Source organism: Pseudomonas parakoreensis (genome assembly GCF_021602155.1).
Lineage (GTDB): Bacteria > Pseudomonadota > Gammaproteobacteria > Pseudomonadales > Pseudomonadaceae > Aquipseudomonas > Aquipseudomonas parakoreensis.
Window position 1 is genome coordinate 60,728 of record NZ_BQHY01000015.1, and the last position, 15,138, is coordinate 75,865.

Sequence of the window (15,138 nt, forward strand, 5' to 3'; positions counted from 1 at the left end):
TGGATTGTTGCTCTGAGCGATAAAAATTATTTCGGGATAAGACATGGTGTATAGGGCGCTACCTATCTACAATCGCCCGCACTGAATTCCCGGCACTGTTCAACCTTTATTAAGGAACTGGACAGGAAGTCGGGTGTCGAGCCGGCCGAAAGGCTTTCGAGACACCCAGGTGTCGGTGCCTTCCAACTTTCCGCACCAAATGGAATTGGTCTGTAACAAGGCCTTTGACCACGAATTCGAATAAGAACTGACCGCTGTCCCAAGGTTTTGTCGAGCGTCTGACGCGCGACGGGCGGCCCTTATTCAATCCAAAGAAAATGCCAACCCTTGGCAGGGTGAAGTGTTGGCGATCAAAACCCAACTGCATTGCGCAAGCTGCTTTAGAGGTCGTGAGATGAGTAAAAACAGGTACCCCAGATTACTAGGCCTAGTGCCGCTGCTCGGCACGTTGTTGCTGGGAGGCTGCAACATGACCCTGCTCAATCCAACGGGCCAGGTCGGCCTGGAACAGCGCAACCTGATCATCACCGCCACGCTGCTGATGCTGTTGGTCGTTGTGCCGGTTATCGTCATGACCTTCCTGTTCGCCTGGAAGTACCGCGCGTCCAACAAGGATGCCGTCTACACCCCGAAATGGTCGCACTCGACCAAAATCGAAGTGGCGGTCTGGACCATCCCGGTTCTGATCATCATCGCCCTGGGTTACATCACCTACATTTCGACCCACAAACTGGACCCGTACCGTCCGATTGAATCCGACGTCAAGCCGGTGACCATCGAAGTCGTTGCGCTGGACTGGAAGTGGCTGTTCATCTACCCGGAACAAGGCATTGCCACGGTCAATAAGATCGTGTTCCCGGCGCATACCCCGGTCAACTTCCGGATCACCTCCGACGCCGTGATGAACTCGTTCTTCATCCCGGGCCTGGGCGGCCAGATCTACGCGATGGCGGGCATGACCACCAAACTGCACCTGATCGCTGACCGCAACGCTGAAATGGACGGTATCTCCGCCAACTACAGCGGCGCTGGTTTCACCGGTATGAAATTCAAAGCGATCGCAACTTCTCAGGAAGATTTCGACGCCTGGGTAAGTGAAGTCAAAAAGGCACCTAAACAGCTTGAACAAGCTGAATACGCAGCCCTTGCCAAGCCAAGCCAGAACAATCCAGTCGAGCTCTACTCCTCGGTCACGCCGAACCTGTTCCAGACCATCGTCGACAAGTACGAAGGCATGAAACCGGGCAAGCCGCTGAAGCACGAGAAGAAAGAGAAAGAAGTGGCGGCAACGGACATGGACTCGAATTCGCATTCAGCTGCCGGGGCAGAGGAGTAAACGATGTTTGGTAAATTAAGTTGGGAAGCGATCCCTTTCCACGAGCCGATCGTGATGGTCACCATCTCGATGATCGCGCTCGGTGGTCTGGCGTTGTTCGCTGCAATCACCTACTTCAAGAAGTGGACCTACTTGTGGACCGAGTGGCTGACGTCGGTCGACCACAAGAAAATCGGCGTGATGTACATCATCGTTGCCATGGTCATGCTGCTGCGTGGCTTTGCCGATGCGATCATGATGCGTACCCAGCTGGCCATGGCCACCGAGGGTTCGCCTGGCTACCTGCCACCTGAACACTATGACCAGATCTTCACCGCTCACGGTGTGATCATGATCATCTTCATGGCGATGCCATTCTTCACCGGCCTGATGAACCTTGCAGTGCCGCTGCAGATCGGCGCGCGTGACGTTGCCTTCCCGTTCCTGAACTCCCTGAGCTTCTGGCTGCTGGTGTCCGGCGTTGTGCTGATCAACCTGTCCCTGGGCGTCGGCGAATTCGCCAAGACCGGCTGGGTTGCCTATCCGCCGCTGTCGGGTCTGCAATACAGCCCTGGCGTGGGGATGGACTACTACATCTGGGCGCTACAGCTATCCGGGTTGGGTACGACGCTGACGGGGGTCAACTTCCTCGCCACCGTACTGAAAATGCGTACCCCTGGCATGAAACTGATGGACATGCCGATCTTCACCTGGACCTGCACCTGGGCTAACGTCCTGATCGTGGCTTCGTTCCCGATCCTGACCGCTACCCTGGCACTGCTGACCCTCGACCGTTACATGGATTTCCACATTTTCACCAATGAACTTGGTGGCAATCCAATGATGTACGTCAACCTGTTCTGGGCCTGGGGCCACCCTGAGGTTTACATCCTGATCCTGCCGGCATTCGGCATCTTCTCGGAAGTGATCTCGGCGTTCACCGGCAAGAAACTGTTCGGCCACCACTCGATGATCTACGCTTCGGGCGCGATCTCGGTACTGGGCTTCATGGTTTGGCTGCACCACTTCTTCACCATGGGTTCGGGTGCCAGCGTCAACGCCTTCTTCGGTCTGGCGACGATGCTGATTTCCATCCCGACGGGTGTGAAACTGTTCAACTGGCTGTTCACCATCTACCAGGGCCGTCTGCGCTTCACCAGCCAGGTCATGTGGACCCTGGGCTTCATGGTGACCTTCGCCATCGGCGGCATGACCGGCGTACTGCTGGCCATCCCGGGTGCTGACTTCGTTCTGCACAACAGCCTGTTCGTGATTGCGCACTTCCACAACGTGATCATCGGCGGCGCGGTATTCGGCTACATCGCTGGTTTCGGCTTCTACTTCCCGAAAGCGTTCGGCTTCAAGCTGCACGAAGGTTGGGGTAAAGCAGCGTTCTGGTTCTGGATCTCGGGCTTCTTCGTCGCGTTCATGCCGCTCTATGCACTGGGCTTCATGGGCATGACCCGTCGTCTGAACGCCACCACCAACCCTGAGTGGGTACCGTACCTGTACGTGGCCATGTTCGGTGCGATCCTGATCGCCGTGGGCATCGCCTGCCAGCTGATCCAGCTGTACGTCAGTGTGCGTGACCGCAACAAGCCAGAGAACATGTGCGAACACGGTGACCCGTGGAATGCCCACACTCTGGAATGGTCGACCTCGTCGCCACCTCCGTTCTACAACTTCGCTGTGCTGCCTAAGGCTGACTGCATCGACCCGTTCACCGAAGCCAAGGAAAACGGTACTGCGTACCAGGCTCCGGCCAAGTACGAGCCGATCCACATGCCAAACAACACCGCCACTGGCGTGGTGATGGGCGCACTGCTGACCGTCTTCGGTTTCGCGATGATCTGGCACATCTGGTGGTTGGCGATCGCCAGCCTGGCCGGCACTGTCATCTACTTCGTGATCCACGCGGCACGTGACGACCAGGGCTACATGGTTCCGGTTGAAACGATCGAGCGCATCGAAGCCGAGCAGCACAAGCGTCTGGTCGCGGCAGGGAAAATCCCGGCCAATGCCACCCGTGTAACCTCGTTGGAACAGGCTTAAACCATGTCGAACTTAGTGACCAATGTTGGACACGCCCATGGTGACCATGGGCACGATGACCATCACCACGACTCGGGCGAGATGACCGTATACGGTTTCTGGCTCTACCTGATGACCGACTGCATTCTGTTTGCGTCGATCTTCGCGGTGTACGCAGTACTGGTAAACAACGTCGCCGGTGGCCCGTCGGGCCACGACATCTTCGAACTGCCATACGTGCTGGGCGAAACCGCTCTGCTGTTGTTCAGTTCGATCACCTACGGCTTCGCCATGCTGGCGTTGTACAAAGGCAAGAAGCAGCAGGTTCTGGGCTGGTTGTTCATGACCTTCCTGCTCGGCGCAGGCTTCATCGCCATGGAGATCAACGAGTTCCACCTGCTGATCTCCGAGGGCTTCGGTCCTAGCCGTTCCGGCTTCCTGTCGGCGTTCTTCACCCTGGTCGGTACCCACGGTCTGCACGTATCCGCGGGTCTGATCTGGATGGGCATCATGATGTACCAGGTCAACAAGCACGGCCTGACGGCGACCAACAAGACCCGTCTGAGCTGCCTGAGCCTGTTCTGGCACTTCCTGGACGTGGTGTGGATCTGCGTATTCACCGTTGTTTACCTGATGGGGACCCTGTAATGGCTAATGCACACTCCCATGACAGCCATGATGCTGGCCACGGCAGCGTAAAGTCGTACGCCATCGGCTTCATCCTGTCGGTGATCCTGACCGTCATCCCGTTCGGCCTGGTGATGTACCCGACCTTGCCGAAGTCCACGACGCTGGCAATCGTCCTGCTGTTCGCGGTAATCCAGGTGATCGTTCACCTGTACTACTTCCTGCACCTGGACCGTTCGATTGCACAACGTAACAACGTGATCGCGTTTGTCTTTACGGCCATCGTGATCCTGCTGCTGGTTGGCCTGTCGCTGTGGATCATGTTCAGCATCCACACGTACATGATGGCGAAGTGAGGTAGACCCGATGTCGCTCAAGCACTTTATCCAAATCACCAAACCGGGGATCATTTTCGGTAACGTGCTTTCTGTGGCAGGCGGGTTCTTCCTGGCCTCGAAAGGGCATGTAGATCTGGCGGTGTTCCTGGCCGCCATGATCGGCACTTCCCTGGTTGTGGCCTCCGGTTGCGTGTTCAACAACTGCATCGACCGCGACATCGACCTGAAGATGGAACGCACCAAGAACCGGGTGCTGGTGCAGGGCTTGATCTCCCTGAAACTGGCCCTGGTCTACGCGACCATCCTGGGTGTTCTCGGCGTTGCCTTGTTGTACAAGGTGGCCAACCCGTTGGCCGCCCTGTTCGCGGTAATCGGCTTCATCATCTACGTCGGCTTCTACAGCCTGTACCTCAAGCGCAAGTCGGTTCACGGCACGCTGGTGGGCAGTCTGTCGGGCGCCATGCCGCCAGTGATCGGTTACGTTGCCGTGACCAACAGCTTCGACATGGCCGCACTGACCCTGCTGGTGATGTTCAGCCTGTGGCAGATGCCGCATTCCTACGCCATCGCGATCTTCCGTTTCAACGACTACCTGGCCGCATCGATTCCGGTGCTGCCAGTCAAGCGCGGAATCGAAGTGGCCAAGAAGCACATCCTGCTCTACATCCTGGCGTTCCTCGTGGCGACCTTGATGCTGACTTTCAGCGGTTACGCCGGCATGAGCTACCTCGCCGTTGCCGCGGCCATGGGCATGTACTGGTTGTACATGGCCTGGACCGGCTACAAGGCGGTGGATGACACGGTCTGGGCACGCAAGCTGTTCGTGTTCTCGATCTTCACCATCACCGCCCTGAGCGTCATGATGTCCCTGGACTTCAAGGTGCCGGCCGAGCTGCTGCTGACGTACGCGCCGTAAGGCTCGATGGCTTCACGAAAAACCCCGCACATTGAGAGATGTGCGGGGTTTTTTGTTGGGTGCTATTTAAGGTTGAGCGTGTCTTTGGGAAACGACTGTCTGCTTATAGAGAGATCTCCTACCTTCAGAAAACTTTTCATTAGTTAGGATCCCAGAGGCTATTTTCTAATGGGGCAGGTTTGGATGAAAAAGCGCGATCTGTTTGCTGAGTTAATGCAGGGCGTCGCAGAGATGGCGGCACACCGTGAAAATGTGGCGAAGGATGCCTCAGCGGCCGGTTGCTATCACTTCGTGAAACACCTAGATTTGGATCCAACTATGTCGATGACCTGCCACAAATCGAATCTCCGGCAATCATCGGTCTTAACCTGCGGTTCTTCATGCACTGATCAAAAGGCTGGGCGAAATGACTGAGAGGATGACCTGCGACGAACGCTTCATTGCCCTGGCACAAGAGCTGAACTACGACATCTATGGCGAGAACACTGCCGGCGGCAATTACGCGCCGCTGATCCGTCATCGCGATGAGTTGTACATCAGCGGCATGGTGCCGCGGGTCAATGGCAGGATTCTGTATCCCGGTCGCGTCGGGTTGGAGTTGACGCTCAAGGATGCCCAGGCAGCCGCGAGCATCAGTGCCATGCGCTGCCTGGCACTGATCGTCGATGCGGTGGGTTCGCTGGACAAGATCCGGGCGTTATTACGGGTCACGGTGTATGTGAAGTCGACCCCGGACTTCGTTGACCTGAGCGAGGTGGCCAACGGCGCATCGGACGTGTTCAGCCATGTGCTCGGCGATGCTGGCCGGCACACCCGCACCACGGTCGGTGTCTATCAGTTGCCGAAGAATGCTGCGATCGAGGTCGACATGATCGTTGCGGTACAGCCGGAAGTCTGACCGCCGCAACGCCCAAAAAAAGCCCCGCCTGAATCTCAGAGCGGGGCTTTTTTGTCGGCGCCGGATTTACTGCGCGGCGATGCTGTAACCCTCGAACGCCGTCTGCTGTTGCAGTGCGGTGATGATGTTCTTGCGGTTGATTGCGTGTTCGGTGCCGGCGTTGTCGACAAAGGTTTCGCCTTCCAGCTCGGCTTCTTCGCCTTCACCGACAAACGTGAAACCGAGGAACTCCAGCGCCTCACGGTCAACGTTCATGCGCGAGCGCGGCGTGCGCAGCGGCAGGGTCACGCTGCTGCCGTCCTTGCTGATGGTGAAGATTTCGACTTCTTTCTTGGCGCGAGCAGCTTTGCCCTTGCCGCCACTCGGGTTGCTGATCGCCTGGTGGGTCTGGTTCAGCACCTTGAGGGCCAGGCCGTAGACGATTTCCTGGAACGCCGGATCGTCCTTGAAGCAGGACAGGATGCGGCCGATCGAGAACTTGCTGCTCAGGTCTTCAAGGGCGGCGAGGTCGGCGGCTTCGGCGTCTTTCAGCGCCTTGAGCTGGCCCATCAGCTCATAGGCCTTGTCGTCGTCGAAGCTGTCGTGTGCCTGACGGATCGCGGCGCGCAGTTCGCGGATCTGGTCGCTTTCGCGGGTCGACTGGAAAGCGTCCAGCACCATCTCGCTGATGATTTTGGCTTGTGGGAGGTGTTGTGAAAGATTGATGGAGTTTTCGTATTCCGCTTTGGACGATTCGGTGACTACGGATTCAGCGGTGTTGAAATCGGACATTGAAATTTCACTACTTTTTTAACTTGAGTGGAAACGAGAAAGCGCGAGGTCTTTTTCAGGCCGGTTAATTTAGGGGAGCGGGGCGGCGTTGTCACGGAACAACAGTCCGGTGGTGCGGATTATTTGTCCGGCGTGTTCAGGTTCATCGAGCGCACCATCCACTGTTCCGCGGTTTGCTGATCGGTCGGCAGCGTGAAGCGGAAAGTCGCCCCGCGCCCGGCGACATCGATCAACTGAATCTCACGCCCGTGCAGTTGCAGGATACGGTGGACGATGCGCAGACCCAGTCCGCCGTCACGTCGCGCCCCGCCAATATTGAACGGACGCAGGAACAGACCTTCGCGCAGCTCCGGAGCGATGCCGGGGCCGGTGTCGCTGACGGTGACTTCGACCAAGACGCCCAGGGGTTTCACATCCAGCTCGATTTCACCGCCCGCAGGCGTGTAGCGCAAGGCGTTATCCACCAGGTTGGTGAGCACCCGTTCGATCAACCCGAGGTCGGCGCAGACCGTTGGCAGGTTGGGCACGAAGCTGGCCTTGAGTTCGACATGGCGGGCTTCGGCGGCCAGTTCGAATTTCTGGAAGATGTCCTGCAGCAGATCGATCAGTGAAAAGCGTTCCAGTACCGGTTGCACGAAACCGTGTTCCAGACGAACCAGCTCCAGCAGCGATTGCGCCAACCCGCCGACCTTGCGGCTCTGATCCAGCGCAATGCCCAGATAGCGGCGGCGTTCTTCGGCGGTGAGCGTAGCGTCCTTGAGTGACAGGGTTTCCAGATAACCGTGCAGCGAGGCCAGTGGCGTGCGCAGGTCGTGGGAGATATTCGCCACCAGTTCGCGTCGCTCCTGATCCTGGCGGGTCAATGAGCGCCACTGCTCACCGAGGCGTTTTTGCATTTGGCGGAAGGCGCCATCAAGCACGGCGATCTCATCCGGGTCAGCGCTTTTATCCACAGCTGCTGACGGAGCGGGCAGCGGTTGCGGCGTGCCATCAATGTCGAAGCGGCTGACGGTTTCGGTCAATCGGCGCAAGGGTCGGGTAATCAGGTTGAACGCCGTGAGACCCGCGATCAGGCACAACAGCGCCACCAGCCCGATCGACAGCAACGCCGTATTGAGTGCGGCACTGGTCGCGCCCCGTTCAGCGAAGCGATCGTGTTCTTCGCTGAGCAACACCACGTACAGATAACCGGCGGACTTGCCGTTGACCTTCAATGGCGCGGCACTGAACACCTTGCGCCCGTCGGCACTGCGCGGGTCATCACCGAGGATCGGCAGCGGCTGGTCATTGAGCAGGTGGCGGATCGGCGCCAGATCGACGGTTTCCCGGCGCAGATGGCCTTCCGGCGCCGCGTTGCCGACAATCCGCCCCTCGCTGTCGAGCAGGTACACCTCGACACTCGGGTTGACCAGCATCAGCTTGCTGAACAGTTCGCGCACGGCGCCGGGCATCAGGCCATTGCTGTCCATCAGCACCGTGTCATGGGCGATGTGCTGCGCCAGATCCCGCGACAGGCCTTGCACCACTTCCAGTTCATGCATCTTGCTCGAGCGCACTTGCAGCCATGCCGAGGTGCCGCAGCACACCAGCAGCAAAACGGCGAACACCAGCGACAGGCGCTGCGACAGGTTCAGTCTCATGGTTGTTCCGTGCCGAATTTATAGCCGCGACCCCACACGGTGAGGATGCGGGTCGGTTGTGCCGGATCGCTTTCGATCTTCGCCCGCAGGCGATTGATGTGGGTGTTGACCGTGTGCTCGTAACCTTCATGACTGTAGCCCCACACCGCGTTCAGCAGGTCCATGCGTGAGAAGACCTTGCCCGGTTGTCGGGCGAAGAAATACAGCAGGTCGAACTCTCGCGGAGTGAGGTCCAGACGCGCGCCATTGAGGGTGACGTCGCGGGTGATCGGGTCGATGTTCAGACCATCGAGGCTGAGGCTGCCGGCGTCCATCTTCAGATTGCGCGCCATGGCGTCGACCCGGCGCAGCAAGGCTTTGACCCGGGCCACCAGCTCCAGCATGGAAAACGGTTTGGCGAGGTAATCGTCGGCCCCCAGTTCCAGACCCAGAATGCGGTGCAGTTCGCTGGAGCGCGCGCTGGTGATGATGATCGGCGTATAGCGCGCCATCGCCCGGGCGCGGCGGCAGATTTCCAGGCCGTCGACGCCCGGCAGCATCAGGTCGAGGATCAGCGCATCCCATTGCCCCTGCTGCAACAGGCGCATGCCTTCATCGCCGTCGGCGCTGTGCACGACGTCGTAATGCTCGTCGCGCAGGTGCAGGCAAATCAGGTCAGCGATGTGTTGATCATCCTCGACCACGAGGATGCGTCTGGTCGGTTCCATCAAGCTCAATCCTTCGGCGCAATGAGTGCATTGTGCGGGTTTTCCTGGGGGCGAGTTATCACGAATTCGTTAACTTCCCGTGAGGATTTGGCGATCAACCCAAGCCTAGGCTGTGTTCCATGACAGGCACCTGGAATTTTTGGAGACGGCCATGTTTTCACGGCGACAGATTCTCGTAGCGAGCGGCGGGCTGGGGCTCGCAGCCCTGGTGGCGGGTGTATTGCCAAAATTGTCCCCGGGCACCGCGCTGGTCGAGCAGGCGCAAGCGGATGAGGCGTTTGAGGTGACCCATAGCGACAGCGAATGGCACTCGCTGCTCTCGGATGAGCAATACGCCATCCTGCGCGAAGAAGGCACTGAACGGGCCTACACCAGCCCGCTCAACAACGAACATCGCAGCGGCACATTCGCCTGCGCGGGCTGTGCCCTGGCGCTGTTTTCATCGGCAACCAAGTTCGACAGCCACACCGGTTGGCCGAGTTTCTGGGCACCGCTGGAACAGGCGGTGGCCACGCGTCAGGACCGTTCCTTCGGCATGGTCCGCAATGAAGTGCACTGCCGGCGCTGCGGCGGGCACTTGGGGCATGTCTTTGATGACGGCCCGAAACCGACCGGCCTGCGCTATTGCATGAATGGCCTGGCGATGACGTTCAAACCCGTGGCGGCATGAGCCATGGCACTTTTTCGATCTTCACTTTCTACAGGACGACACCATGTGGCTCTTGGTTCTCGCTTATCTGGGCGGTGTGCTGACGATCGTCAGTCCGTGCATCCTGCCTGTTCTGCCTTTTGTCTTCGCTCGCAGCGGGCAGCCGTTTATCAAGAGTGGCTTGCCGCTATTGACCGGGATGGCGCTGACTTTCGCCCTCGTCGCCACACTGGCGGCGGTGGGCGGCGGTTGGGTGGTGCAAGTCAATCAGTACGGGCGCTGGCTCGCGTTGCTGTTCGTTGCACTGTTCGGGCTGACGCTGCTGCTGCCACGCCTCGCCGAGCGCCTGACGCGACCGCTGGTCTCGGCCGGCAGTCGGCTGTCCGAAGCCGCGGGCCAGGACAATCGTCCGCGTCCCGGCGCCTCGTTTCTGATCGGTGTTGCCACGGGGCTGCTCTGGGCGCCGTGCGCCGGGCCCATCCTCGGTTTGATTCTGACCGGCGCCGCGCTGCAAGGGGCAAGCATCGCCACCACGCTGTTGTTGCTCGCCTACGCGGCGGGCGCCGCGACTTCACTGGCGGCGGCGCTGCTGCTGGGCGGTAAGGTGTTTGCGTTGATGAAGCGCTCGATTGGCACCGGTGAATGGATCCGGCGCGGGTTGGGGGCGGCGATGCTCGCGGGTGTCGCGGCGATTGCGCTGGGCCTCGATACCGGGCTGTTGGCGCGGCTGTCGACGGCGTCCACGGGCGGCATTGAACAGGCACTGGTGGGCCAACTCTCCGGCAAATCTCCCGCTGGCAACGGCACGATGGTGGCGCAGATTCCCGCGGCGGGCGCAGCCATGAAAGTCGCCGACAAGGCTCCGGGTACATTGCCAGTCGAAGGCCACTTACCGCCGCTCAACGGCGCCGTGCAATGGCTCAATTCGCCACCGCTGGACGCTCAGGCATTAAAGGGCAAAGTGGTGCTGGTGGATTTCTGGACCTACTCCTGCATCAACTGCCTGCGCACGCTGCCGTACGTCAAAGCGTGGGCCGAGAAGTACCGCGATCAAGGCCTGGTGGTGATCGGCGTGCACGCCCCGGAGTTCGCTTTCGAGCGCGATGTGGGCAATGTCACTAAGGCCATGAAGGAGCTGGGCATCAACTACCCGGTGGCCATCGATAACGACTACAAGATCTGGCGCGCTTTCAACAACGAATACTGGCCGGCGCATTATTTTGCCGATGCTCAGGGACGGATTCGTTACCACCATTTTGGCGAAGGCGACTACGCCGAATCGGAGCGGGTCATCCAGCAGTTACTGCGTGAAGCCGGGGCGAAAACCGTCGCCGACGGCTTGATCAACGCTGACGCCCAAGGCGTGCAACAGGCGCCGGATATGAATCAGGTGCTGTCACCGGAAACCTATGTCGGCTACCAGCGTGCGGAACATTTCGTACCGGAAACCGGCCTGGTGCCTGACAAGGTGGCGACCTATAACCCACCGGTCAACCTGACGCTGAATGACTGGAGCCTTGGTGGCCAGTGGGCCGTCGGTGCCGAACGCGCTACCGCCAGCGCGCCGGCCAGCCGCATCGTCTATCGCTTCCATGCCCGCGACCTGCATCTGGTGCTGGGCCCGGGGGCGGATGGCAAACCGGTGCGTTTCAAAGTGTCGATTGATGGTCAGGCGCCAGGTGATGCCCACGGTGTCGATGTCGCCGCGGATGGCAGCGGCCGTGTGACCGAGCAGCGCCTGTACCAATTGGTGCGGCAAACCGATGCGGTGAAGGATCGGACCTTCACCATCGAATTTCTTGACCCGGGCGTATCGGCTTACGCCTTCACCTTCGGCTGATCGGGAGTGCGCAACATGAAAGCTCAAAACAACTGGCGCCGTGTGTTGCTCGGTGTCGCCATGGCGGGTGTGATCGGCCAATGCTCGGCGTTCTCTTTCGGTGCAGAGGACGCGGTGGTCATCCCGCCGCCAGCCCTCGACGAAACCACTCAGGCGCACAGCGAAACGGCGGTGTTCGCCGGTGGTTGCTTCTGGGGTGTGCAAGGGGTTTTCCAGCACGTCAAAGGCGTGCAGAAAGCCGTCTCGGGTTATGCCGGCGGCGCGGCGGATACGGCGGAGTATGAACGGGTCAGCGCAGGCGACACCGGTCATGCCGAGTCAGTGCAAGTCACCTTCGATCCGACGCAAGTCAGCTACGGCAGCCTGCTGCAGATCTACTTCTCGGTGGCCCACAACCCGACCGAACTCAACCGCCAGGGGCCGGACAGCGGTACGCAATATCGCTCGGCATTGTTCCCGGTCAACGCCGATCAACAACGGGTGGCGCAGGCCTACATCGCCCAACTCGACGCGGCGCATGCCTACAGCAAACCGATCGTTACGAAACTGGAAACCTACAACGGTTTCTACCCGGCGGAGGACTACCACCAGGACTTCCTGACCGAACATCCGACTTATCCGTACATCGTGATCAACGACATGCCCAAGGTCGCGCAGTTGAAGCAATTGTTCGCGCAGCGTTATCAGGAGAAGCCGGTGTTGGTGAAAAGCGGGAGTTGATTCAGATGTGTTGCTTAAGCCTCGGGCGCTCCATGGCAATCACCGATGTTTCAAACCCCAAACTGGCAAAAAACGCCTCCGCACCTTCACGTCCGGCGCGCAGTACCCAAGTGATCTCCGGGTTGTCACCCATGACATGCTCGACCAGCGCGCGGCCGACGCCGGCGCGTCGATACTGGTCATCGACCACGACCATCGACAGATAGCCGTTGGACAAACCATCGGTGATGCCTCGGGCGAAACCGATGATCTTCTCGCCGCTCAGTGCGACGGCAGTGCGTTGGGAGTTTTCGATGAGTTGAGCGAAGTAGTCGCTGGAGCCTGTTCGGTGGCTCCAGCCATTTTGCCCAAGAAACAGCCGAACTGGCTCCACTTCGTCGGGCAACAGATCGCGTACGGTAAGGTCGTTTTTCATCGATAGCAGCATCCTTGTCGGCAATCATCGGAGCGTAGTCGATAGCAACCGGGTCAGGATCTGCCCCAGGTTTTCATCGCGAACTCGACGAAGCGCCGCAGCTTGGGCAAACGATAACGATCCGGCGCGTACAGCAAATGCAACGGACGGCTCGGTGGCTGGTAATCGGGGATCACCGTCACCAGTTTGCCGTCGCGCAGGTCCTGTTCCACCAGCGCGTCCGGCAGCATGACGATGCCCATGCCGGTGCGCGCTGCCTGATGCAGGCCGGCCGAGGTGTTCATCAGCATCGGGCCGCTGACGTCGACCAGAATCTCTCCGTGCGGGCCGCTGAGGCGCCAGCGTTTTTCCACCGATTGCCAGTCGTCGCCGGCAGGGTAGGCGAACGACAGGCAGTCGTGTTGTTGCAGGTCGTTCGGGGTGATCGGCATGCCGCGCCGGGCGACATAGGCCGGCGAGGCGCACACGGTCAGGGTGTAGTCGATCAGCGGCCGGGCGATCAGGTTCGACTGCTCGAAATGCCCCAGCCGAAACGCCACGTCGAGGCCACTTTCCAGCAGGTCCGGTCGGCTGTTGGTCAGCACCACATCCATTTTCACCTGCGGGTATTGCAGGGAAAACTCGCTGAGTGCCGGGGCCAGGCGTTCGACGCCAAAGGTCAGCGGCGCGGTGATGCGCAGCAGGCCACGGGGTTCATCAAGGGCCTGTTCGGCGAGACGTTCGGAGTCGGCCACCAAACCCAGAACGTCCAGACAGCGCTGGTAGTAAACGCTGCCGAATTCGGTCAGCCGCTGGCGGCGGGTGGTGCGCTGCAGCAGCTGCACGCCGAGCCGTTGCTCCAGTGCGCGCAGGTGATTTCCGACCATGGTGGTGGACATTTCGCACTGCAACGCGGCCGCCGTCATGCTTCCGGCTTCCACGACCTTCACGTAGACGCTCATCGCCTGCAACAGGTCCATTATCAAGCTCTGCTGTTAAATGATTGAAGTTTTGCCGAGTTTATCCAGTTCTGGTGGCTAACCATACTGCAAACACACCGACCTTCACTGGAGTTTGAAGTCATGACCGCCGCCCTGATGAACACCTACCAACCGCTGGCCTTGAGTTTCACCAGAGGCCTGGGCACTCGCCTGTGGGATCAGGCCGGTCGTGAATACCTGGATGCCGTCGCGGGTGTCGCGGTGACCAATGTCGGGCACTCGCATCCGCGCATCGTTGCTGCCATCAGCGAACAGGCCGCAATGCTGCTGCACACCTCCAACCTGTACAGCATCGACTGGCAGCAACAACTGGCGCGGAAACTCACGCAGCTGTCGGGAATGGAGCGGGCGTTCTTCAACAACTCCGGCGCCGAGGCCAATGAAACCGCGCTGAAGCTGGCCCGGTTATACGGCTGGCGCAAAGGTATCGAACAGCCGCTGGTGGTGGTCATGGCCAACGCGTTTCATGGCCGCACGTTGGGCACTTTGTCGGCCAGCGATGGCCCGGCGGTGCGGTTGGGTTTCAATGAACTGCCGGGGGATTTCGTCAAAGTGCCTTTCGGTGATCCGGCGGCGCTGGATCAGCTGCAGCAAAAGCACGGCGCGCGCATCGTGGCGATTCTGGTCGAGCCGATCCAGGGCGAAAGCGGTGTGCAACTGGCGCCGCCCGGCTACCTCAAAGCCCTGCGTGACCTGTGCAATCGGCACGCCTGGCTGCTGATGCTCGATGAAATCCAGACCGGCATCGGCCGCACCGGCCAGTGGTTTGCGTTTCAGCATGAAGGCATCGTGCCGGACGTCATGACCCTGGCCAAAGGCCTCGGCAACGGCGTGCCGATTGGCGCCTGTCTGGCACGGGGCAGAGCGGCGGACCTGTTCACTCCCGGCAGCCATGGCAGCACCTTCGGCGGCAACCCGCTGGCCTGCCGGGTAGGCTGCACGGTGCTGGACATCATCGAAGAACAGGGGCTGCTAGAGAATGTCCGGGTGCAGGGCGAACGCCTGCTGACCCGCCTGCGCGCCGAACTGGCAGACAACCCCAACGTGCTGGCGATTCGCGGGCAGGGCTTGATGATTGGAATCGAGTTGAAACAGCCGATTCGCGATTTGACGCTGATTGCGGCGCGGGATCATGGGTTGCTGATCAACGTCACACGGGGCAAGACGATACGGCTGCTGCCGCCGCTGACGATTGATGAGCGGGAGGTGGGGATGATTGTCAGAGGTGTGGGGCTGGCGGTCTCAACTGACTGAGAGGCAGGAAATTGAACGAAGAGGCGTCCGTATTTGC

The 15,138-nt window shown here is 59.8% G+C and carries 15 protein-coding genes; 10 read left to right on the forward strand and 5 right to left on the reverse strand.

The genetic code is table 11. The features are described 5' to 3' along the window. The first annotated feature begins 394 nt into the window (after window positions 1-394). The 6 genes from cyoA (at window position 395) to L6D63_RS21870 (ending at window position 6,125) form a co-directional block, all read left to right on the forward strand. A complete protein-coding gene (cyoA, locus tag L6D63_RS21845) occupies window positions 395-1,336 on the forward strand; it encodes a ubiquinol oxidase subunit II (RefSeq protein WP_027612162.1) in 942 nt (313 codons plus the stop codon). Between the two features lie 3 nt (window positions 1,337-1,339). Further along, window positions 1,340-3,367, forward strand: coding sequence for a cytochrome o ubiquinol oxidase subunit I (gene cyoB, locus L6D63_RS21850; RefSeq protein ID WP_047296376.1), 2,028 nt, complete (start codon window positions 1,340-1,342; stop codon window positions 3,365-3,367). Between the two features lie 3 nt (window positions 3,368-3,370). Next, window positions 3,371-3,994, forward strand: a complete 624-nt coding sequence (cyoC, locus tag L6D63_RS21855) for a cytochrome o ubiquinol oxidase subunit III (RefSeq protein WP_003227982.1) — start codon at window positions 3,371-3,373, stop codon at window positions 3,992-3,994. Further along, complete coding sequence (cyoD, locus tag L6D63_RS21860; protein WP_041071757.1) at window positions 3,994-4,329, forward strand: cytochrome o ubiquinol oxidase subunit IV; 336 nt, start codon at window positions 3,994-3,996, stop codon at window positions 4,327-4,329. Before cyoC ends, cyoD begins: the two co-directional genes overlap by 1 nt. A 10-nt stretch (window positions 4,330-4,339) precedes the next feature. Continuing rightward, window positions 4,340-5,227, forward strand: a complete 888-nt coding sequence (cyoE, locus tag L6D63_RS21865; RefSeq protein ID WP_003227980.1) for a heme o synthase — start codon at window positions 4,340-4,342, stop codon at window positions 5,225-5,227. A 406-nt stretch (window positions 5,228-5,633) separates the two neighbouring features. After that, window positions 5,634-6,125 carry a RidA family protein gene (locus L6D63_RS21870; protein WP_041071759.1) on the forward strand — a complete coding sequence of 164 codons (492 nt, stop codon included), beginning with the start codon at window positions 5,634-5,636 and terminating at the stop codon, window positions 6,123-6,125. Between the two features lie 66 nt (window positions 6,126-6,191). Here the strand turns inward: L6D63_RS21870 and L6D63_RS21875 are convergent, their stop codons facing one another. The 3 genes from L6D63_RS21875 to L6D63_RS21885 form a co-directional block, all read right to left on the reverse strand. Next, window positions 6,192-6,896 carry a hypothetical protein gene (locus L6D63_RS21875; RefSeq protein ID WP_047296374.1) on the reverse strand — a complete coding sequence of 235 codons (705 nt, stop codon included), beginning with the start codon at window positions 6,894-6,896 and terminating at the stop codon, window positions 6,192-6,194. 119 nt (window positions 6,897-7,015) lie between these two features. Next, complete coding sequence (locus L6D63_RS21880) at window positions 7,016-8,536, reverse strand: sensor histidine kinase (protein ID WP_131671082.1); 1,521 nt, start codon at window positions 8,534-8,536, stop codon at window positions 7,016-7,018. Then, window positions 8,533-9,243, reverse strand: coding sequence for a response regulator transcription factor (locus L6D63_RS21885; RefSeq protein WP_041071765.1), 711 nt, complete (start codon window positions 9,241-9,243; stop codon window positions 8,533-8,535). The genes L6D63_RS21880 and L6D63_RS21885 overlap by 4 nt, the downstream gene beginning before the upstream one ends. Before the next feature lie 151 nt (window positions 9,244-9,394). On the opposite strand from L6D63_RS21885, the gene msrB reads away from it, so the two are divergent. The 3 genes from msrB to msrA are packed head-to-tail and all read left to right on the forward strand — an operon-like array spanning window position 9,395 to window position 12,452. After that, window positions 9,395-9,913 carry a peptide-methionine (R)-S-oxide reductase MsrB gene (msrB, locus tag L6D63_RS21890; RefSeq protein ID WP_041071767.1) on the forward strand — a complete coding sequence of 173 codons (519 nt, stop codon included), beginning with the start codon at window positions 9,395-9,397 and terminating at the stop codon, window positions 9,911-9,913. Between the two features lie 43 nt (window positions 9,914-9,956). Next, window positions 9,957-11,732: a cytochrome c biogenesis protein DipZ gene (locus L6D63_RS21895; RefSeq protein ID WP_047296371.1), complete on the forward strand. Its 1,776-nt coding sequence runs from the start codon at window positions 9,957-9,959 to the stop codon at window positions 11,730-11,732. A 15-nt stretch (window positions 11,733-11,747) separates the two neighbouring features. Then, complete coding sequence (msrA, locus tag L6D63_RS21900; protein ID WP_047296370.1) at window positions 11,748-12,452, forward strand: peptide-methionine (S)-S-oxide reductase MsrA; 705 nt, start codon at window positions 11,748-11,750, stop codon at window positions 12,450-12,452. 1 nt (window position 12,453) lies between these two features. On the opposite strand, the gene L6D63_RS21905 is transcribed toward msrA, so the two are convergent. Both L6D63_RS21905 and L6D63_RS21910 read right to left on the reverse strand, forming a co-directional pair. Continuing rightward, entirely contained in the window at window positions 12,454-12,867 is a 414-nt protein-coding gene (locus L6D63_RS21905) for a GNAT family N-acetyltransferase (RefSeq protein WP_047296369.1), read from the reverse strand. Between the two features lie 53 nt (window positions 12,868-12,920). Continuing rightward, complete coding sequence (locus L6D63_RS21910; protein WP_047296368.1) at window positions 12,921-13,826, reverse strand: LysR family transcriptional regulator; 906 nt, start codon at window positions 13,824-13,826, stop codon at window positions 12,921-12,923. A gap of 102 nt (window positions 13,827-13,928) precedes the next feature. Here L6D63_RS21910 and L6D63_RS21915 point away from each other — a divergent pair, with 102 nt between their 5' ends. Then, on the forward strand, window positions 13,929-15,101 hold the full coding sequence (locus tag L6D63_RS21915) for an aspartate aminotransferase family protein (protein ID WP_047296367.1): 1,173 nt from the start codon (window positions 13,929-13,931) through the stop codon (window positions 15,099-15,101). Window positions 15,102-15,138: the final 37 nt, after the last annotated feature.